Source organism: Psychrobacillus sp. FSL K6-2365 (assembly GCF_038003165.1).
GTDB classification, from domain to species: domain Bacteria; phylum Bacillota; class Bacilli; order Bacillales_A; family Planococcaceae; genus Psychrobacillus; species Psychrobacillus psychrodurans.
The window spans coordinates 3,427,510-3,446,868 of the sequence record NZ_JBBOOO010000001.1 but is presented as its reverse complement, the minus strand read 5'-3'; the positions used below and the strand labels follow the sequence as shown (position 1 = coordinate 3,446,868).

At 34.2% G+C, this 19,359-nt stretch carries 22 protein-coding genes; 16 read left to right on the top strand and 6 right to left on the bottom strand.

The genetic code is table 11. The annotated features are described in order from the left end of the window. Positions 1-7 precede the first annotated feature (7 nt). The 3 genes from MKY29_RS17395 to MKY29_RS17385 all read left to right on the top strand — a co-directional run bounded on the left by MKY29_RS17395 (position 8) and on the right by MKY29_RS17385 (position 2,933). Positions 8-1,687 (top strand): cbb3-type cytochrome c oxidase subunit I, encoded by a 1,680-nt coding sequence (locus MKY29_RS17395; protein WP_340880378.1) that lies wholly within the window; start codon positions 8-10, stop codon positions 1,685-1,687. 63 nt (positions 1,688-1,750) lie between these two features. Beyond that, positions 1,751-2,383 (top strand): SCO family protein, encoded by a 633-nt coding sequence (locus MKY29_RS17390; protein ID WP_241598417.1) that lies wholly within the window; start codon positions 1,751-1,753, stop codon positions 2,381-2,383. Position 2,384: 1 nt separating this feature from the next. Beyond that, complete coding sequence (locus tag MKY29_RS17385; RefSeq protein WP_340880377.1) at positions 2,385-2,933, top strand: hypothetical protein; 549 nt, start codon at positions 2,385-2,387, stop codon at positions 2,931-2,933. 311 nt (positions 2,934-3,244) lie between these two features. On the opposite strand, the gene MKY29_RS17380 is transcribed toward MKY29_RS17385, so the two are convergent. Genes MKY29_RS17380 through MKY29_RS17365 form a run of 4 tightly spaced genes read right to left on the bottom strand, consistent with a single transcriptional unit; the run spans position 3,245 to position 5,268 of the window. Next, positions 3,245-3,538 carry a metal-sulfur cluster assembly factor gene (locus MKY29_RS17380; RefSeq protein WP_093495141.1) on the bottom strand — a complete coding sequence of 98 codons (294 nt, stop codon included), beginning with the start codon at positions 3,536-3,538 and terminating at the stop codon, positions 3,245-3,247. 24 nt (positions 3,539-3,562) lie between these two features. After that, positions 3,563-4,807, bottom strand: a complete 1,245-nt coding sequence (locus tag MKY29_RS17375) for a hypothetical protein (protein WP_241598418.1) — start codon at positions 4,805-4,807, stop codon at positions 3,563-3,565. Position 4,808: 1 nt separating this feature from the next. Continuing rightward, complete coding sequence (locus MKY29_RS17370) at positions 4,809-5,024, bottom strand: DUF2249 domain-containing protein (RefSeq protein WP_241598419.1); 216 nt, start codon at positions 5,022-5,024, stop codon at positions 4,809-4,811. Beyond that, positions 5,014-5,268 carry a DUF2249 domain-containing protein gene (locus MKY29_RS17365; RefSeq protein ID WP_336285524.1) on the bottom strand — a complete coding sequence of 85 codons (255 nt, stop codon included), beginning with the start codon at positions 5,266-5,268 and terminating at the stop codon, positions 5,014-5,016. Before MKY29_RS17365 ends, MKY29_RS17370 begins: the two co-directional genes overlap by 11 nt. A gap of 246 nt (positions 5,269-5,514) precedes the next feature. Between MKY29_RS17365 and MKY29_RS17360 the strand changes: the two genes are divergently transcribed. Genes MKY29_RS17360 through MKY29_RS17350 form a run of 3 tightly spaced genes read left to right on the top strand, consistent with a single transcriptional unit; the run spans position 5,515 to position 8,069 of the window. Further along, on the top strand, positions 5,515-6,009 hold the full coding sequence (locus MKY29_RS17360; RefSeq protein WP_340880375.1) for a hypothetical protein: 495 nt from the start codon (positions 5,515-5,517) through the stop codon (positions 6,007-6,009). A 42-nt stretch (positions 6,010-6,051) separates the two neighbouring features. Further along, positions 6,052-7,269: an erythromycin esterase family protein gene (locus tag MKY29_RS17355; protein ID WP_340880374.1), complete on the top strand. Its 1,218-nt coding sequence runs from the start codon at positions 6,052-6,054 to the stop codon at positions 7,267-7,269. A gap of 44 nt (positions 7,270-7,313) precedes the next feature. Continuing rightward, positions 7,314-8,069 (top strand): class I SAM-dependent methyltransferase, encoded by a 756-nt coding sequence (locus tag MKY29_RS17350; RefSeq protein ID WP_340880373.1) that lies wholly within the window; start codon positions 7,314-7,316, stop codon positions 8,067-8,069. A 326-nt stretch (positions 8,070-8,395) separates the two neighbouring features. Here the strand turns inward: MKY29_RS17350 and MKY29_RS17345 are convergent, their stop codons facing one another. Then, on the bottom strand, positions 8,396-9,088 hold the full coding sequence (locus MKY29_RS17345; protein ID WP_093495135.1) for a Crp/Fnr family transcriptional regulator: 693 nt from the start codon (positions 9,086-9,088) through the stop codon (positions 8,396-8,398). A 173-nt stretch (positions 9,089-9,261) separates the two neighbouring features. Between MKY29_RS17345 and MKY29_RS17340 the strand changes: the two genes are divergently transcribed. The 4 genes from MKY29_RS17340 to MKY29_RS17325 all read left to right on the top strand — a co-directional run bounded on the left by MKY29_RS17340 (position 9,262) and on the right by MKY29_RS17325 (position 11,957). Continuing rightward, the gene (locus MKY29_RS17340; protein WP_093495134.1) at positions 9,262-9,501 is read left to right on the top strand and encodes a DUF2249 domain-containing protein; all 240 of its coding nucleotides are present in this window, start codon (positions 9,262-9,264) and stop codon (positions 9,499-9,501) included. A gap of 175 nt (positions 9,502-9,676) precedes the next feature. Beyond that, positions 9,677-10,810, top strand: a complete 1,134-nt coding sequence (locus MKY29_RS17335; RefSeq protein WP_241598422.1) for a TIGR04053 family radical SAM/SPASM domain-containing protein — start codon at positions 9,677-9,679, stop codon at positions 10,808-10,810. Positions 10,811-10,958: 148 nt separating this feature from the next. Next, a complete protein-coding gene (locus MKY29_RS17330) occupies positions 10,959-11,429 on the top strand; it encodes an NUDIX hydrolase (protein WP_241598428.1) in 471 nt (156 codons plus the stop codon). A gap of 36 nt (positions 11,430-11,465) precedes the next feature. Then, the gene (locus MKY29_RS17325; protein WP_241598429.1) at positions 11,466-11,957 is read left to right on the top strand and encodes a DMP19 family protein; all 492 of its coding nucleotides are present in this window, start codon (positions 11,466-11,468) and stop codon (positions 11,955-11,957) included. Between the two features lie 65 nt (positions 11,958-12,022). Here the strand turns inward: MKY29_RS17325 and MKY29_RS17320 are convergent, their stop codons facing one another. Then, on the bottom strand, positions 12,023-13,477 hold the full coding sequence (locus MKY29_RS17320) for a phospholipase D family protein (protein WP_340880372.1): 1,455 nt from the start codon (positions 13,475-13,477) through the stop codon (positions 12,023-12,025). A 217-nt stretch (positions 13,478-13,694) separates the two neighbouring features. On the opposite strand from MKY29_RS17320, the gene MKY29_RS17315 reads away from it, so the two are divergent. The 6 genes from MKY29_RS17315 to MKY29_RS17290 all read left to right on the top strand — a co-directional run bounded on the left by MKY29_RS17315 (position 13,695) and on the right by MKY29_RS17290 (position 19,290). After that, positions 13,695-14,228, top strand: a complete 534-nt coding sequence (locus MKY29_RS17315; RefSeq protein ID WP_241598430.1) for a ClbS/DfsB family four-helix bundle protein — start codon at positions 13,695-13,697, stop codon at positions 14,226-14,228. Positions 14,229-14,392: 164 nt separating this feature from the next. Continuing rightward, complete coding sequence (locus tag MKY29_RS17310) at positions 14,393-14,623, top strand: hypothetical protein (RefSeq protein ID WP_090568265.1); 231 nt, start codon at positions 14,393-14,395, stop codon at positions 14,621-14,623. Positions 14,624-14,771: 148 nt separating this feature from the next. Further along, complete coding sequence (locus MKY29_RS17305; RefSeq protein ID WP_093495129.1) at positions 14,772-15,239, top strand: hypothetical protein; 468 nt, start codon at positions 14,772-14,774, stop codon at positions 15,237-15,239. A gap of 185 nt (positions 15,240-15,424) precedes the next feature. Continuing rightward, the gene (locus tag MKY29_RS17300) at positions 15,425-15,991 is read left to right on the top strand and encodes a DNA mismatch repair protein MutT (RefSeq protein ID WP_093495239.1); all 567 of its coding nucleotides are present in this window, start codon (positions 15,425-15,427) and stop codon (positions 15,989-15,991) included. Between the two features lie 312 nt (positions 15,992-16,303). Then, positions 16,304-18,298, top strand: a complete 1,995-nt coding sequence (locus tag MKY29_RS17295) for a hypothetical protein (RefSeq protein ID WP_340880371.1) — start codon at positions 16,304-16,306, stop codon at positions 18,296-18,298. 194 nt (positions 18,299-18,492) lie between these two features. Beyond that, positions 18,493-19,290: a class I SAM-dependent methyltransferase gene (locus MKY29_RS17290; protein ID WP_093495128.1), complete on the top strand. Its 798-nt coding sequence runs from the start codon at positions 18,493-18,495 to the stop codon at positions 19,288-19,290. Positions 19,291-19,359 lie beyond the last annotated feature (69 nt).

The window sequence follows — 19,359 nt, the reverse complement described above, 5'->3', positions numbered from 1 at the left end:
GATCATCATGGAGGCAGTAGCAAAGAAAACAATGAAACAAAAAGTAAATAACGTGTTAGGAGCCAATCCTCTGGATGCACGATTTTCTATTGCACTTTTTATAGTAGCGTTTATCGCGTTTTTTATCGGAGGAGTATTAGGTTTGCTTCAAGGTCTTAACCGTGCTGGAATATTAGAATTACCAACATGGCTAAATTATTATCAAGTACTTTCAGCACATGGAGTATTATTAGTTCTTGTGTTTAGTACAACATTTACTATTGGATATTTTTATGCAGCATTATCTCACACATTAGGAGGATTACTTTCAAAGGTTAGAAAACTTGGATGGATTGGCTTTGGATCAATGGTAGTTGGGGTTGTCTTTGTTGCAACAACTATTATCATGGGTGATGCATCTGTTATGTATACGTTCTATCCACCTATGGCAGCATCTGGTTGGTTTTACGTTGGATTAGTATTTTTGGTTATAGGTATTTGGCTATGCGCTTTTAGTGCATTCATCAATGTGGCCGACTGGAGAAAGAAACATAAAGGACAGCATATTCCTTTACTCGCATTCTTTGCAGTTGGTGTGTTTGTGCTTTTGTTCTTCGGTAGTATAGGCGTAACAATTGAAGTATTAATGATTATTCCTTGGGCATTTGGTTGGACAGATACGATTAATGTTTTATTAAGTCGCACGCTGTTCTGGAGTTTTGGACATACGTTAGTAAATATTTGGTATCTGACCGCAGTATCTACTTGGTATATTGCTATACCTAAAATTATTGGCGGAAGACAATGGAGTGACACGCTCACTCGACTAGTTGTAATACTATTAGTAGTTTTAAATATTACTGGTGGATTCCATCACCAAATTGTCGATCCAGGAATTACTGAAGGTATTAAATTCATGCATGTATTTATGAGTCTATCTATTGGATTCCCTTCATTAATGACTGCATTTGCAATGTTTGCGATATTTGAACGCTCTGGTAGAAAGAAAGGTGCGAAAGGTCTGTTAGGCTGGATTAAAAAATTACCATGGGGCGATGTTCGATTCCTCGCACCAATGATCGCGATGATAGCTTTTATACCCGCTGGAGCCGGAGGTATTGCTCAAACAAATAACCAACTAAACACTGTAGTACACAATTCAATGTGGGTTGTAGGTCACTTCCACTTAACTCTAGGGGTTACGGTTGTATTATCATTCTTTGGAGTTGCTTACTGGTTGATCCCTCATTTGACTGGACGTGTTCTTACACCTCAAATGAATAAATTAGGGGTAATTCAAACATTAGTTTGGACAGTTGGTATGGCATTAATGTCTGGGGCTATGCACTATGTTGGCCTATTTGGTTCTCCAAGAAGAACTTCGTATACAACTTATGGAGATAATGCAACAGCTTTAGGATGGGATCCTTACTTATTGCTGCTAGCAGTTGGTGGTACATTGTTAATGGTTGGTGTCGTGCTAATGGTCTACATCGCATTCAATCTAATGTTCTTTGCACCAAAAGGACAAACGGAATTCCAAATCGCGGAGCCAGAGGAAAATGCTGCGCCAACACCGAAATGGACAGAACGCTGGACATTATGGATTGTCCTAATGATTTTAGTAGTTTCCATGGCATACGTAATTCCGGTGGTAGATATGATTGTAAATGCACCACCAGGATCACCACCATTTAGAACTTGGTAAAACGTAGTAGAGATAGTCTTTGAAGGCTATCTCTTTATTAATAAATATAAGGTTGTGATTGTTATGAAGAACAAACAATACAATTCAATAGCAATCTTTGTTGTCCTATTATTCGGAGCAATTTTATTTTATATCGGAACAGACGGATTTACTGCATATACAGTTGAAACTGCCAGAGTGAATAAATTAATGGAGGAAAATCGAGTTTTCCCTGAGGTTACATTAGAAGATAGCAAAGAAAGAGTATATTCCTTTTCAGAATTCGAGGGAAAATATGTGATGCTAACATTTATATACACTGCTTGCTCCGATGTTTGCCCACAATTAGAATTCAATTTAGCTGAGGTATATAAACAAATTCCACCCAAGTATATAGGTAAGGATATCGTCTTTTTAAGTATCAGCTTTGATCCAAAGAATGATGACCCGGCAACTCTTGAGAAGTATCGCTATTATTTTGATAGCGATGGTGAAACATGGAGACTGGCGAGAATCTCAGACCAGCAGCAGTTAGATGGATTACTGATGGATTTTGGAGTGACTGTCATCCCTGATGAAAACGGCAACTTCCAGCATAATTCTGCCTTTTATCTAGTAGATCCAAATGGAATTTTAGTCGAAGTGATGGATTATGAAGAAATTGAAATAGCGGCGGATAAAGTAAATTCTATTCTCGAATCGAAAGTGGGGGAGTAGTTTGAAGTACGGACTAGTCCTATATATTTTCTTGATGCTACCACCTGTTGCGAATTTAGCAGAATCAGTTATGGCTATTCATATGCATATGCAAATGACGTTGTTTGTTGTCGTTGGTGTACTAATGGCTCCACTTTATCAAAAGAAATTCCCTAGATTCTTTGAAAGATGGAATAGTAATGGGGTACCAGGTATTCTTCTCTTTATGGTGATACTCGGTTACTGGTTGCTTCCGAGAACGATGGATGAAGCACTGTCGATACCCGCAGTCGAACTATTTAAATTTATAAGCTTACCATTTTTAGCTGGAGTTCCATTACGAGACAGCTGGGGAAAACTAAGCAACCTAGGAAAAAATACATTATATGTTCTACTGAGTGTGATTTTTGGGGTCATGGCATGGGTATACATCGCATCACCCGTACAGCTATGCAATAATTACTTAATCATCGAACAAAAAACACTAGGCTGGGGCTTCGTATTTTTTGCAGTTAGTATTATGATTTATTTCATCTCAACACTGATAATTGATCCCTCTGATTACGAATGAAAATTCGGACAATTTGTGTATCAAATTGTCCTTTTTATATTGGATGGATTTCGAAAATACGTGAGAAATTGAAGATTATGCGAAAGTTCGAGTCATTTATGAGAAAACTCCTCTCATACGTAGTGCACCATCGTTTATCCGAGAAAATCCCTATCTTATCAGGCGGACTTGCGATTTGCGAGAGTGACCTTGCTATTTAACAGGTTGAACTTGCTATTCTATTGACTAAACTTGCGATTCTCCTATTTTCACAAAATCCCTAAAATAAAAATAGACTTGCCCATCAAGAGCAAGTCTATCCCTGACCTCTTCTATAACAGCTCTTTCGCTAGGTCACTCATTTTACTCGGACTCCATTCTGGCTCCCATACGAGATTTACCTCGACCTCTCCAACTTCTTCTAGTTGACTGACTCGGTGTTTAACTCCATTTGTAATACTGTCATGCATGGGGCAGCCGGGGGTAGTGAGCGTCATAGTTATTATTACATTGTTGTTCTCATCTGAACATACTCCGTAAACCAACCCTAAGTCCACGATATTAATACCTAACTCTGGATCGACAACATCATATAATGATTGTTCTACCAATTTCCCGTAAGACATTTATAAGAACTCCCTTCCTAAATGCTATCTAAATAAAATACGAATGATGGAAAATGCATATAAAAAGGATGTTACAGTTAGCAATGCTTGGAAAGTCAAAACGACTAAACTGATTTGTAATAATGCTCCTGTAGCCAATCCAATAATACTAACGACAAACAAACTAAATAATACAACGCTCATTTTTTCGTCAATCATATCCTTCATCGTTGGAACTTTTTCTTTACCGATTTTATCTGCGTATTTATGTGTCCACCATAGAAACGGTACAATCTTATACAAGTATCCTAAAATACTAAATATAATCCAGCTCATTACGTAAAGAAATATTAACCAGCTCCAAATGGATGAATCATTTATTCCAAACAGACTGAGTATTAAAGCAAGAGAATGAATTACTAGACCGTTTCCTATCGCAATTACCGAAAATGCAAAAGGCTTATCTAATTTCTTCTTTAAGCGTTTAAGTAAAATTGCTCTCATATCTAAGACAAAAAAAGAGAAACCGATAAAAAGAAATAGCCAGCCGATTGTAGTTAGTGCATCCAAATCAACCCAAAAGGACACAATTAGTATAAGCAGTCCGAACACATAGGTTGAGAAGGAAAGACTAGTCCATTTCAATGTAAATCCGTGAGAAAGGCTAAACATGGGCACTAACTTGTAAGAGAAACCGAATATTAAAAGTGTAAACCATCCTGCTACACCTAACGTAATATGAGAATATAGAATTGAATGATGGCTTTCTATTCCACCGTAGGCAATATTCCAAGCGAGTACAAAGCCTGCCAGAATAGTGAGGGCAAAGCTCGAAACAGCTGCAATGACGAAAAATGAAATCATATTTCTCTGTTTTTGTTTACTGATTGTCATAGCCATTTGGATGATAAATAAAGTAATACCAAAGATTGTTAGGATTCCTCCATAAATTGCGGATGTAGGCTTAAATCCAAGAGTTAGAGTAAGGCTAGTTATTCCTACAACTGTAATTACAAATTGGAGACAGCCCAGTTTTTGATTCCAAATTGGAGTTAAAAATGCAACGGGAACTAATTGATACATTGCCCCCATAGAAATCATTACTGCAAAGCCAAGCAACAGGAAATGTGCACCCATCCATGAACTAGGAAGTCGAAATTGACTCGATACTAACAAATCACTATTCAGCAAAAGAACACCTTGTGCTACAACAAAAGCTATTAATGCATATAAAATAAATGCTAATGGAAGTTTAATATTTGTATCCGATTTTAAACTTGTTGTTTTCATGTTATTCACCAGACTTTGTAATTGTAATTTTAAAGCTTCCATCTTCTAGTGCTTCTGTGTTATGTAAATAGCCAAGGTCATTTAACTCTTCATATAAAAACATTGGTCTACGATCATTAATAATAGTAATTGTTTCACCTACATGTATGTTTTCTAGCTTTGTTAATGTGCGCATCATTGGCTGCGGTGGTTCTAAGCCACGATTATCAAGAATCACTGTTATCCACTTCTTTCTGTATATAAGTAGTTTGCCAATGTTTTTTCTCTAGCTTAATCACTTCGTAGACGAATCCTTTTTTACTTAATAGTTTGTGCAATGGTATGGGATTGAATGGTGCATGAAGCACGAAAATCTGACCAGGCTTTAACTGTTTAACCGCTCCCATAATCTTGTCAAAAGGCTCTTTTTTAAGTAATAAATCCTCTCTCACGTCAAGCTCCACAATCTTTTGCATGTCCATAGTATCCCACCTTTATGTTGTTAACTATATGATAATCATTTTCAATTAACGATGTAGTGAGCTACGTCACTTAATGTAAAAAGGCTTAAGAAAGTCAGTATAAAGTTTATTATTAAAAAGGAATTAGATGCTATTAGTAGAATGTAATAGAGAATGTTCAATGAGTAAGTAGGTAGATCTATTTAACTACAACTGTGAGGGGGGCTTTTTATCAAATTAAAATTAACGATCGGCATCATATGTTTAATGGTTTTATGGGGGTGCACACAAAAACAGCTAATATCGGATGAAACGATTCGTATTGGAGTTATTGGCGATAATCTAGAAAAATTTGAGTATTCAAATGTCACTTATGAATCTTTAAAGGTTGAGGAATTGCTTACAAATGACGAATTGAAAACGAAGTATAATTTTCTAATGATTAGTAACGAACATTTTAATACTGTATCAGATAGTGATTATATATCTCGTTTTGACAGTATACAGATGCCTATTTTATTTGTTGATTCAACAAAAGGTTGGATGCCCTTTATTAGCCCACTAAACATGCAAATGCCTAAATTATATAATGAATATAACGATGAACCGTTTAAGAAATCAATCGTTTCAACTTATGAACTTTCAGGAGTGTTTAGTGGAATATCATTTCAATATGCAACAGATGAAAAATTATCACAAGAAGAATTTGAAGAACTAGCGACTTTTATTTCAGATAATAAGCTTGCGAAAGTGGAGTCCTAAACTTTTCAATTTTTGGGGGTAAAAATGCCAATCTTTCAGTCAATGAATAAAAAATATAGCAACGCAATTGGGTGGGTTAAAGAAAATTCATATGGAATAGATTCATTATCAGAATGTGGTATGGATCATTTTGAGTTTTTAGAACAAGTTCTTAAAGATAAGCGGATAGTTTGGCTTGGCGAAAATGGTCATGGAATTGCAGAGCATTCCTTACTAAAGACTAAACTGATAAACTTCCTATACCATAGAATGGGATTCAAAGTAGTGGCATTTGAAAGTGGATTAAGTGAATGTTATAGCTCTAACTACATTAAAGATAAACTTACAGTTAACGAACTAATGAGTAAGTCCATTTTTTCATTATGGAAAACAGAAGAAACATTACCATTGTTCCAACAAATAAAAGAGAGTGACGACTTAAGACTTATAGGCTTTGACTTTCAGCCATCCAGCAAAGAGAACTTACTTTTAGATTTCCTTGAAAGTATCGATATTAATTTCACATTAGAATTTAAAGAGCATATCAACAAGCTAGACTATATGTTAATAGATTGGTATAGGAATATCGGAAAATATAAAGCGACAAGAAAAAAAGTTCCAAAAGATATTTACACTAGTTTTCAAAAAGATAAAAAAGTGCTCTTTGACCTCATTACTCAGTTAGATATAGAGCTAGAGACTTGGAAAGAAGAATTTCATCGCAAAGACTTATATGTTCCATATATTGTAATTCAAAAGTTATTAGATAATAAACGGAAATTTATAGATAGATTAGACGCTAAACACGGGGATTACTTAAAATTTCGAGATCAAATAATGGCGGAGAACATAGAATGGATTTGCAATAAATTATATCCAAATGAAAAAATAATCATTTGGGCGCACAATACTCATATTTATAAAAACATTCAATCATTATATAGCTACAAGCCAATGGGTTCTTTAATGAGTCCTAATCTAACCAGTCAATCATATTATCTTGGTCTGTTTATGTATGAAGGAAATGCAGCTTTAAATAATGGTAGCGTTTATGAGTTAAGAAAACCTCCTAAGAAGAGTTTGGAAGATTATATGAATCATAGTCCCTCTCCAGCATCATTTCTAGATTTTTCTTGCGTTTTACCAAATGAATCTAATAAATGGATTTTTAATAAAACGATTATTATGGAATCAGGAACGATGCAACAGATAATTACTCCTGCAGAGCAACTAGACGGAGTATTCTTTACAAAAAAAGTATCACCACCTCGTTATATATAAATGTTTGCTGCAACGAAATTTTACTAAGAAATGGAGCAGAATTAATGACTACTGAAATCATAAAACAAAACAAGCAAAGTTGGGATGTGGTAGCTCACCATTTTAATGGAGTAGATGCTTTGCCTAATTATGGTCCCTTTGCGCAAACTGAAAAGGAATTAGGATTATTAGAAGACGTGGCAAACAAGAGAGTACTGGATATTGGTTGCGGAAGCGGACACTCATTATTGTATATGGCGGAAAGAGGGGCTAGCGAACTATGGGGAGTCGACCTTTCTGAGAAGCAGATTAAGACTGCGGAGAAAACGCTAAAAGGTTTAGAAACTCATTTATTTTGTTCCCCTATGGAAGTTGATATTGGATTGCCGAAATTGTATTTTGACTGTGTGTACTCTATTTATGCAATTGGATGGACTACTGATTTGACTACTACCTTTAGATTAATTTATTCCTATTTGAAGCAAGGAGGAAGCTTTGTATTTAGTTGGGATCATCCGTTATATCCTCATATAGCCAGTCAAAATGGGCAACTTAGTCTTAATGGTTCATACCAGGAGGAAGGAGTAACAACATATCCGAACTTCAAAGGTGAAGATGCTCCGATGGTAATTCCTAAAAGAAAGCTAAGTACCTATATAAATGAATTGATAAAAGTAGGATTCACGATTGACTCTGTAATAGAAAGTGATGTATCAGTAAATTATGAAACGGTTCCAGAAGAAGTATCTGATCGATATTATTCTTTATATAAAGCAAAGAGATTCCCGACTACTATGATTATTAAAGTCATAAAAAAGTAGTTTAAGATTCGCAATAAGTTCACTTTATATTTTCATACGATTGTAGGTGCATTAGATCTGATTCTTTTAACAGTAACTAACATCAAATATTATGAAACTATTGAAGTTAGTTCAGGTTATTTGCTACCATTCTTTGGGTTTATTTCTTACGTTTTCTTATATAAATTATCTGGAAAATAAAGCTGGTGTTAGTAAAAAAGTTATTTGGATCAGATCTATTTCGTCAATCGTTATATTGCAGTTAATTTCAAAGGTATTTTTTTTAAATATGTCAATTTCTAATAATCATAAAAAAGGCATCCAATTAATTTGGTTGCCTTTTTGTCTTAAAACAATTCATCTTTTAATTTGTCCATGTTCAAAATAATATTTCCTGCTGGATCAGAGCTTATTAGTTTTGACTTTTTTAAAGAAGTAAGAGTTCTGCTAACTGTTTCGCGGCTCGAGCCGATCATATTCGCTAAATCTCGGTTTGTGAACTGCGTTGTGAAAATATAGTGATTGTCATCACATTTCTTCCCATGACTTTTTACTAAGCGTAATAATAATAGAATAATTTGCTCGTATGTATTATGTAACATTTTTTCTTCTAAACGATTTTGTAAGTCTACGATTTTATCTCCGAGTATTCGGAAAATCTTTACACAGATTTCTGGATTAGTTTTTAGAAATTCCTCAAACAAATGAATAGGTATATATATTAAAATTGCATCCTCTAATACCTCGGCATGAGCGGGATAGGTGCCTTTTCGAAAGAATCCCATATGAGGAAACATTTCACCTTCGCCGAGAACATTGACGATTTGTTCTTTTCCTTGCATATCCGTACGATATATTTTTATCTGCCCTTGATGAATAAAGTAAACATTAGTTAGTGGATCGTCTTGCATAAAAATATGTGTTCCTTGGCGATATAACCGATTCTTTGCTAAGTCAAGTATTGGTTCTATTTCTGCATTGGTCAAATCTTTAAATAAGGAAAACCGTTGTAGAAGTGCTTGTATCGATTCTACGTTCATATAGCTCATCCTTTCCTTGCGATTGTCCTTTTCATTGTACCATCAATAGTTTCTCTTTGGAGACCAATGACAAGTGATTAAAATCATAGGGGATATGTGTTTATCCTCACTTCAGTTTAGAATGGTAAGCATTATGATATGAACAGAATCAAAAATATTGGAGGGAAACTAAAATGAGTAATATTCAATTTGCAGTAAAACTAAACGCACCAGATATTGAACCAAGAATTCGTCATCCTAGAATATTTGAAGCATTTGATGCTTTACAGTCTGGAGAGTTTTTGGAGCTTTCTAATGACCATGATCCAAAACCATTGCTCTATCAATTTATGATGGAACGTGAAGACACATACACATGGGAATATATCGTAAATGGTCCTGATCATTGGAGAGTCGCTATCGGCAAAAAATAATATTTCACTTAGAGATCCTAGAGAGAGCTATTTCGGGATCTTTTTGTTTATTATTTGTCATATCTTCCTATTTTTTATGTGAATAATATCACTTCGGATTAAAAGTGAAAATGTTAAAATCCAAGTATAAGTTAACTTACGGTCATTTTAGGAAATAAATTAGGAGGGAATAAGTATGTTTTCAAGAGATTATAATGAAAATCCATTTATCGTTATCTGGGAGTTAACCCGTGCATGTCAGCTTCATTGTTTACATTGTCGTGCAGAGGCTCAGCATCATAGACACCCATTGGAGTTAACATTAGATGAAGGGAAAAAGTTAATAGATGATATTTATGAGATGGAAAATCCATTGCTTGTATTTACAGGTGGGGATCCTTTGGAACGACCGGATGTATTTGATATTGCAGAGTACGCTATTAAAAAAGGAGTCCGTGTATCTATGACTCCATCAGCTACTCCAAATGTAACGAAAGAAGCAATGCAAAAGGCAAAAGATATAGGACTAGCTAGATGGGCTTTTAGTATAGATGGTCATTGTGCTGAAGTTCATGATCACTTTAGAGGTACAACTGGATCGTTTGATTTGACGATGAAGGCTATCGAATATCTAAATGAATTAGAGATGCCTTTACAGATTAATACCGTTATTTCAAGGTATAACTATGAATACTTGGATGAACTAGCAGAAATGGTGGAGAAGCTTAATTGTGTCCTTTGGAGTGTGTTCTTCTTAGTTCCAACTGGTAGAGGGAAAGAAACAGATATGATCTCACCCGCAGAGCATGAAAAAGTGTTTAGATGGCTTTATAACCTCTCTAAACGTGTGCCATTTGATATTAAAACAACTGCAGCACAGCATTATCGTCGTGTAGTTATTCAACAAAAACTACGTGAACAAAAAGGATTGAGCGATGAAGATCATATTTTCTATGAAGATGCATTGACTATGGGGGATACCGGTAAAATTGATGGATTGGGTCGAGCGCCAAAAGGAGTAAACGATGGAAATGGCTTTGTTTTTATTTCGCATACAGGTGATGTTTTCCCAAGTGGACTACTCCCGATAAAAGTTGGGAATGTCCGTCAAACACCATTAGCAAATATTTACCGTAATTCTGATGTATTCCAAAACCTTCGGAATCCCGATAAATATAAAGGGAAATGTGGAGTGTGCGAGTACAATAAAGTGTGCGGAGGATCCAGATCCAGAGCATACAATCTAACAGGGGATTATATGGAAAGCGAACCATACTGCGTGTATATTCCACAGTCCATGCGCAAGAAAAAAAAGCAACCATCCGTATAACGTGAAGACAAGTAATAGAGGAAAAGCTATTACTTGTTTTTGTTTTGTATGTGTCTAAAATCTGGGCAAGGGCAGACTAAAAAGAGTAATATAGGTATATTAGTCTGAAAAATAAATTATTAATTGAACACAGAATAGAGGGGAAGAAATGGATATATCTTTTAAAACTACAGAAGGTAGATTTAATTACCGAGTGGCGGGTTTAATAATGAAGGATAACAAGTTGCTAATTATGCAAGATAAAGGTCAGCCATACTTTTATGTTCCAGGTGGACGTATTAAAATGAACGAAAAAAGTGAAGATGCAGTGAAGCGTGAAATTCAAGAAGAGCTCGGCGTTGAAGTGAACGTAAACCGTATGCTTTGGATAAATGAAAATTTTTTCAAAGAGGTGACTTATGAAGAACAATTTCATGAAGTTTGCTTCTTTTATTTGGTAGAGTTAAAAGATAATGAACACCTCAAAGGCAATGAATTTGTAGTTGATGAGGAAGGGAAGATACATACGTATTATTGGAAAACACTTGATGAAATTAAATATATTAATCTATATCCACAGTTTTTAAGAGAGAAAATAGCAGACCTGCCTTTACATATAAATCATATTGTGGAAACTTGAAATAAGGTAAGTCACTACTATATGGGAGAGAATCTATTGATGAAAATTAAAGTGAAGCGTAGTGAATTGCAGAGTAACGACGATATCTGGAATGCTATTTTATCTGTTTATGGAGAGTATGATTTCCCAACAAAGGATGAGAAACTGAATGATTTTTTCATTTTGTTTAATTATTATTGTGAGATTGAAAGTGGAGGACATGAATGCTTGTTCAATTGGTTTTCAAAAGATATAGAGGAAATGGGTATTCAAACGTACTTAAATAGATTAACGAAAATGCTTCGTAAAGTGGGGGCTCCTGAATATGCAAAAATTGAAATGAATTATTTAGAGGAACTGTGGAGATTATTTTTAGCAGTAGAAAGTAGTGGAAGCGAAGAATCTTACTATGAATACTTGGAAGCAGAATTTTATATGCTCATTGAAAAAGCAGATGGTGAATATAGAAATTTAGGAGATAAATTAAGTGAAAGACTAAGTATTTATGCAACAGCTATTTACACGGAGATGCTTGAAATAGTGGAATAATAAAAAACGCTGAATATTCTCAGCGTTTTTATTAGGGTTTGGCATTAAGGAGATATTTCTATTTATTAATAAGTCGTCACTTTAGTAAACTTTTGCAATGTATAAATCCAACGTTGCCACCAAGTAAAGTTATCTTGGAACTCTTTCAACTCTACTGTGTACATAGCATCTTCATTATTCCAAAGTCGTTCAAAATAGCTTTCCATTTCTATTACTAACTCGCTATCATTTGGCGCAATTACCTTTAAATTATTTTCTAGATTATAATCGTCTAATGTTCTTTCGGTGTAGTTAGCGGAGCCATTCGAAATAATCGTATGCTCATCCGATTGAATCCAAATTGCTTTTGTATGATATTGACCGATAACGGTATTATACCAACGAACATTTAACTTTCCTTTCGTGTCTTCGACCATTTCCTGTACGACTGGACGATTTGGAAGTCCGGATTTTTGCTGGCCAAATGAATTTTCGTTTGGGTCGAGTATCATATTTACTTCTACACCACGATTTGCTGCATCAATTAGTGCATTAACGATATCTCGTTTAGCAACAAAAAACATCCCAAGCCAAATTTTGTCTCCCTTTTTTGTTGCTGCTAAGTCCCCAAGTAACGAATCAAGGATCTTTTTCTCAGTTAAATACTGAACTTTATACTGTCCGCCAGTTTCTTTCGTATCAACACGAGGCAATTTTGGTCCCCCTGAAAACAAAGAAACAGCTTCCTCTGATTTTAAAATATCATTTATAATAGGACCAGTAACTTTCAAAGCAATATTTCCATGAAATCCACTTGCATCATGAGGGTTAGAAGACGTTACCATAGCTTCTTTCTCCGTTACTACAGCCTTCCGATGATTGGCCTTCACATTAAGTAATGTCAAATAAGAGGCAACCGTCATCTTTGGTGCTTCACTTGCCATCGCATTCGAAATCCAGCCCTTGCCACCGAAGTCAAACCATTGGAAAAAAGTACGATAAATCCCCGAATAGACGGGTGTAGAATCTCGCAAAGGATCTAATTCGGTATAAACAATTTCTACGCCAGCTTCCCTCATTTTCTGAAACCATTTATTTTCATAGGATCCATAGCCTTTGTTCAATGGGTCAGTGATAAATATTACAGGCATTCCCGGATGATCTATCTTTTTTTGAGCTAATGTTGAAGACAAAGTATCAGCGATCTTAGGAAAATCTTCCTTTTCATCGTAAAAGCCATCAACCAAGAAAAAATCTACTACAACAAAATCCTCAGCCTCCTCGATCATGTTATATACTTCTTCAAATATATAGTTTTCGTGTATGATGCCAGTTCCTTTTCTGTCCTGTGCATACGTTAAATCAGTTATCATTTCAACTGAATCCGTATTATGTACCTCTCCTTTAAAGGAAAGTCCTTCTGGTAAAGGTTTATATGTATGCCACAGTATCACAGCAATATAAATAAGCGCAAATACACCTAAGGAACCCATCACGATTCTCTTTCTTTTACTCCATGGCTTGCTTTTCTTTTTAGCCATTTTTCTTCCCCCTACTAATTCTCTTTTTAAGTGCTTTTCCCCTATATAGATGAATACAAACCACTTATAGTAAACCACGTTGATATTGGTTATGAATATGGGAGTTGGTTCCATATATAACAATTAGTTCTGGATATTTATGTTAAAATAATAATAATATATTGTGAAAGTTCGCACTTAACCGAAGTTGGTGTGAATTAAAAAGGAGGAAATTATCTTGATAGTGGAAGATGCAAAAGAAACTCTATTGCTGAATAGCGACAAAAATTTTAAAGCATTGTTAGAAATTATTGAATCTGTACCTAGTAGAAAAAGAGGTATTCCTATTGAAACTCAAGATAGAGATAAGAATTTTCGTGATGTATTAATGCATCTGTATGAATGGCATGTAATGCTTGAAAGATGGTATAGAGAAGGTATGGATGGAGATATTCCTTTTATGCCAGCACCTGGTTATAAATGGAGTAATATCAAGCTACTTAATATGCAAATTTGGGAAAACTATCAAGATGTAACATTAAATCAAGCTATAAAAAAATTGAAGTTGAGCCATGAAAGAGTAATGGATTTAATTAGGTCACATACCCATGAAGAAATCATAACTAAAAAATTCTATAAGTGGACGAAAACAAGTAATTTATACAGTTATTTTGCAGCAAATACTTCCAATCATTACATTTGGGCTATAAAAAAATGTGAAGTAATTGCAATCTATTTAAAAGATGAAGAAGAGGACAAGCTTGTTAAATAATGCAATATCTAATGGTGCTTTACTTCAAGTTCAATAAGTAGTAGCACCTTTCTTCATTATTAATCTAATTGGCGTAGGTTAGTTGAAGAGTGTTTTTTCTTGTGTTCAACGATTGGGCAAGATAATGAAATTGCAAACTTATGTAATCATAGGGAGGAAGTATTATGTATTTAGTTTTATCAATTGTTCTAAGTACCATTTTAGGTGTTGTTCTAGTTTCTTTAGGTACATATATAGCTGGATTCATTGCTTTCGGAATTATTGTAGGCTGTTTGTTTAGAGGCCTGTATTTACTAAACGACATACGCAAGATCCTTGACAGTTCACCTAAAAAAGACAAAGTTCAAGCAGCATATGAAAGTTATTTGAATGAGAGGGATAATGGTATCCATTGAAATTATCAGCTATGAATGCTCTCGTTGAACAAGTGGCGACATTGTACGAATAGCTTTTCTTGTTGAACTAACCGGGTAGTTTAGTTCAAGAGTGTTTTATTAACTTGCATCGATACATAGATTGGGTTGTTTGAGGGAGGTTTTTTGAATGAAATTTTTTGTAGATGATGACCATTGGGATGTAATGGGCTATGTAGAGGAATTAAAGAAACTATTACCAAGATTTAATAAAGAGACATCAAATTTTTTGAAAAACCATTCATTTCATGATGGAAAGGTTGTTTCTCTTACTGTATTGAATCAAGAAAATGCGAAAACAAAGGACCCGACCGCAATTAAAATGGTTATTGATCAATATGAAGAGGGCGCGGGGATATATGAAATACACTGGTTAAACGTCCGCAAATTTCTAATGGATTTTGATATTACACGAAATGTTTACGGTAATAAGCCAAATAAAATTGTTTTCGGCGGTAAAAAGGGACTTGATGATTGGGGTTACGATGAAATTTTACTGTTGAGTAAGAAAAAATTACAACATGAGATTTTTTTATTTTCACAGACAAAAATACTTATACATTGCTCGGATATTAAGATTAGAAAAATAAAATCTTAGGAAACAAGCTGATCTTATTAAATGCTATGTTAAAGGCAAGGATTGACTTTTAAATATAATAAGTTATCTAATATCACGGCAGGTTAGTGAAAGAGGAATTAAAAAATGAGAATAGAATACAAACATTGAGGATTAGGATTCTTATCAATTATTCAACTTTAAATTATTTTAGGGGAGCGAATGACATTAATATTAATCAAAATGTAAAAACGTCGGGTGCGTACGTTTTATACAGGGGGTTGTTCATTTTTCAGGTTGGGCCAACAGAAGAATCAGATAACCTTGGAGTAGTTAGACTTGGTGGGCATAAAGAATTTGAAGAAACCGCATTAGAGACAGCTAAGCGAGAAGTTTTTGAAGAGGCTTCAATGAAAATAACTCCAATAAATTCTCCAATAACTTATCATATAAGTGAGTGGGGAAATAAGTCCTCCATATTACGTTTAGGCGAGGAAACAGCTCCAATTTTAATTAAAGGAAATGAGCAGGAATCTTTATCCATAATGTATCTTTCCTACTCTGAAGATGAACCAAATCCTTCTTCCGAAACAAATGGACTTCTTCTATTAACTCAAGAAGATGTTCATCTTATCTGTAATAATAAAATTACTTTAAATGATTTTATTAAACAAAATGGAAAAGCGATATTAAAAGAAAATATAAATAGAGATTTATTTTTAATACCTTTTCCTCAATTATTATTTCTTTCAAAATTGTTAAAAGAACATCAAGATTTATTCATCATAAAATAATATTAATTAAATGAGAATTTAGCTAAGCAGCAGTTTTGGTACCCCTCGCTGTGTTAATGATCAACAAGCCTTAAGACAGCAGTAAATTTAATATGCAGCTGTAGGCAAGCTTCATTTAGCAATTATAGTTCCTACCAAAAAGAACCTACATACAATTTCAAGTTTCAAACAAAATTATCTGTATGACTAGTATCTTCAAACAGTTCAAAATAAATTAAAGTACAGAATATTCAATTTAACTTGAAACTTCCCTATAAATCTAGCGTATTAAAACAATACAGAGAAATTTAATCAATGATTTAAGGGGGAATTATGAAAATTTTAAGTCTGTCCATACAAAAGTATATACTGGGTGTCGTTGGGATTATTTTATTGAGTTGTGCACCAATTCTCTTTACTCTAGGAAATCTTCTCAATTTTAAATTGTTTTTTAAAGAGTTTGGTAGTGTATGTAAGGCTTTGATAACCCCTGCTGAATGGCATCTCAGTTACTTAGAGATAACAACAATGGAAATGATTCCGTTTTCTTTAAGTAGTTACTTTAATGGGCCATATCTATACTCTATGGCAATATTAGTTCTTGCTTTATTATTGTCTCTATTCGTATCGTTCTTTTTTGCTGTAATGACGACAATTAGCAAAGGACCATTTAAAAGAGTTATGTCACATTTTTCTGAACTTTTAATAGCCATTCCTGATTTCTCTTACATATTTATTTTTCAAATTGCTGTGGTACAGGTTTATTTAATTACTGGCTACCGTTTTGTATCTTTTTATAGTTTAGGTGGAGAGGTAGTTTACGTTGCACCTATTCTCTGCTTATCTATTGTGCCGACTATACTATTTTACAAACTTTTCGTAGCACTGTTCGCGGAAGAGATAGAGCAGTCTTATGTAGCGCTGGCAAAATCTAAAGGGTTATCGAAAATGGAAATTTTGATAAGACATTGTACGTCAAATGTCTTAAAAAGTATCTATCATCAATCAAAATCAATCGTTTGGCTTACTTTATCTTCATTATTAATTATTGAACATCTTTTTGGTATTCAAGGAATTCTCTACTATTTACTCAATGATTTTAGTCCAAAGGGTATAACCTTTATATTAATTTCCATTTTCACTCCATTTTATATTTTTTATCAAATAGGAGAAAGAATAGTAAATAAGAAGGAAATGGAGCGAAATGCACTTTTTGAGAAAATGCAGGTGCCTTTATTAGACAAAAAACAATGGAAATCTATCTACCTTGTGAAATATAAAAAGAGTTTTAAGGTAAAACTCAATCCTTTTAATAATTTTATCTATAAGACTCCACTGTTCATTTTATTAACCTTGTTAACAATAAGCCTTGGATATTTCTTTATATATGATGATCATATTGAACAGGTTAATTTTGTCTATAATGAAACAGGAAAAATTGTGAGTAGAGCTCCACACCCACCTTCTTCAAACATGATATTCGGTACAGACACATATGGCTATTCTATACTCCAACAGCTATTAGTTGGTATTAAGTATACAATTCTCTTAACATTGATTATTGCGACCATTCGTGTAGTAGTTGGATATGTCTTTGGGGTTATATATGTTTTCTTTTTAAACGGAAAAGGCAGAAAAATTATCAACTCTATAGCTGATGGTATGCACTTTTTACCTCTGACATTACTAGTGTTTATTTTGCTTGCACCAGTCTTGACCACTTCTACGGGAACCTGGGATACAACTCTTGGGGAAAGATTATTTATTCAAATAATGATCATGTCCGTTATTGTATTACCGGTAACAACTAGCCTCATTGGAAATGAAATGAATGATGCACTGAAAAAGGAGTATGTACAAAGCTCGGTGGTTATGGGGGGCTCTCTCATTTGGATTATTATCAAACATTTGAACCCCCAATTATGGAATAAGCTTTTATTGTATTGGACACAACATATGGTTCAAGTTCTACAAATGTTTGTCCATTTAGGTATATTATCTATTTTTGTTGGGGGTGCAAGACGTTATCCAGACTCTCCTTGGCGTTTAGTTCCCGAAATATATGAACTATCAGGAATGATTTCTATTTCAAGGGAAGTATTTATGACGAAGCAATATTGGATGATTATTCCTCCTATTTTTGTATTTATGCTATTGATATATTGTTTTAATAAGTTAGCAGAAGGAATAGCAACCAAAGACTCGATAAAAGTTCCGGAAAAGAAACAAAATAGAAAGACATTAATGGTAAATGAAAAAACAGAAGTATTGACGAAAAAAACAACTTTTCCACGTGATTATAGTCGCATTTTTAATAGGCTGAAGTGATATCTTTTTTGTATCTCCTTAAATCTCTTTTGTTTTATCGATACTCTTAATGTTTATCGCTAGGGGGTGTTTAGTTGAACAATTGGCTACCTTTATGGCTAAAGATACTGCTTTTAGAGTAGACGTAAGAATGTTAGGAGCAATTTACTATGAAGCTAGAAGACTTGGAGAGCTTAATTGAGGGGGATTTTTCAATGAAAGATTATGGGGATAATTTATTTAAAGGTACAGCTTGGTATTATTCACGATATAGACCATTATATTCTTCAGCTTTAATTAGATATTTAAGATTTAAGTTTTCTCTAGATGGGAATGGCAACATGCTAGATTTAGGTTGTGGCGATGGGCGATTATCACTAAGGTTCTCTGATTGGTTTGAACAAGTAGTAGGGTTGGATAGTGAGCCTGAGATGATTCAGGAGGCTGAAAGAATCAGTAAGGAAATTAGAGGTAAAAATACAGAGTGGTTAATTGGTGATGTGGAAGAGTATAAACGTAATAATAACATGACCTTCAGACTTGTAACTATTGCAAAGGCATTTCACTGGATGGATAGGCCACGGGTTCTTGATAGTTTATACGAAATGATAGTTGATGGTGGGGGGATAGCTATTATAGATAATTACTCTCCTAATGAAGTACTTCTACCTTGGCAACAGACAGTTCAAGAGGTTGTAAAACAGTGGTATGGGAATGAAAGAAGAGCAGGTAATATTACATACAGTCATCCAACAGTTAGCCATGAGGAAATTATATCAAGATCAAAGTTCGAACTAGAAATTCATCAACTACCTTCATATGAGCAGATATGGACATTGGACTCTATAATCGGAAATCACTATTCTACTTCTTTTGGTGCTAAACGATTTCTAGGAGAAAAAGTTGATTTATTCGAGGAACATTTAAAAGATGAATTATTAACTATTGATAACAATGGTGTGTTTAAAGAGCAAATAAATACTTCGGTCAAGCTTGCTCTAAAAACCGTATAAAGAGTACTTTGTTCAACTAACGGCGTGCATTAGTTAAACATGTGGCTGCCTGAAAGGGTAAAACCATAT

What these genes read in the sequence shown, in the direction of transcription:
- MKY29_RS17395 (WP_340880378.1), top strand. Translation starts at nt 8, where the DNA reads ATGGAGGCAGTAGCAAAGAAAACAATGAAACAAAAAGTAAATAACGTG.
- MKY29_RS17375 (WP_241598418.1), bottom strand. Translation starts at nt 4,807, where the DNA reads ATGAAAACAACAAGTTTAAAATCGGATACAAATATTAAACTTCCATTA.
- MKY29_RS17335 (WP_241598422.1), top strand. Translation starts at nt 9,677, where the DNA reads ATGTTTTCAAGAGATTATAATGAAAATCCATTTATCGTTATCTGGGAG.
- MKY29_RS17345 (WP_093495135.1), bottom strand. Translation starts at nt 9,088, where the DNA reads ATGAACGTAGAATCGATACAAGCACTTCTACAACGGTTTTCCTTATTT.
- MKY29_RS17340 (WP_093495134.1), top strand. Translation starts at nt 9,262, where the DNA reads ATGAGTAATATTCAATTTGCAGTAAAACTAAACGCACCAGATATTGAA.
- MKY29_RS17355 (WP_340880374.1), top strand. Translation starts at nt 6,052, where the DNA reads ATGAATAAAAAATATAGCAACGCAATTGGGTGGGTTAAAGAAAATTCA.
- MKY29_RS17305 (WP_093495129.1), top strand. Translation starts at nt 14,772, where the DNA reads ATGAAATTTTTTGTAGATGATGACCATTGGGATGTAATGGGCTATGTA.
- MKY29_RS17295 (WP_340880371.1), top strand. Translation starts at nt 16,304, where the DNA reads ATGAAAATTTTAAGTCTGTCCATACAAAAGTATATACTGGGTGTCGTT.
- MKY29_RS17330 (WP_241598428.1), top strand. Translation starts at nt 10,959, where the DNA reads ATGGATATATCTTTTAAAACTACAGAAGGTAGATTTAATTACCGAGTG.
- MKY29_RS17350 (WP_340880373.1), top strand. Translation starts at nt 7,314, where the DNA reads ATGACTACTGAAATCATAAAACAAAACAAGCAAAGTTGGGATGTGGTA.
- MKY29_RS17365 (WP_336285524.1), bottom strand. Translation starts at nt 5,268, where the DNA reads ATGGACATGCAAAAGATTGTGGAGCTTGACGTGAGAGAGGATTTATTA.
- MKY29_RS17290 (WP_093495128.1), top strand. Translation starts at nt 18,493, where the DNA reads ATGAAAGATTATGGGGATAATTTATTTAAAGGTACAGCTTGGTATTAT.
- MKY29_RS17380 (WP_093495141.1), bottom strand. Translation starts at nt 3,538, where the DNA reads ATGTCTTACGGGAAATTGGTAGAACAATCATTATATGATGTTGTCGAT.
- MKY29_RS17320 (WP_340880372.1), bottom strand. Translation starts at nt 13,477, where the DNA reads ATGGCTAAAAAGAAAAGCAAGCCATGGAGTAAAAGAAAGAGAATCGTG.
- MKY29_RS17390 (WP_241598417.1), top strand. Translation starts at nt 1,751, where the DNA reads ATGAAGAACAAACAATACAATTCAATAGCAATCTTTGTTGTCCTATTA.
- MKY29_RS17310 (WP_090568265.1), top strand. Translation starts at nt 14,393, where the DNA reads ATGTATTTAGTTTTATCAATTGTTCTAAGTACCATTTTAGGTGTTGTT.
- MKY29_RS17360 (WP_340880375.1), top strand. Translation starts at nt 5,515, where the DNA reads ATGGTTTTATGGGGGTGCACACAAAAACAGCTAATATCGGATGAAACG.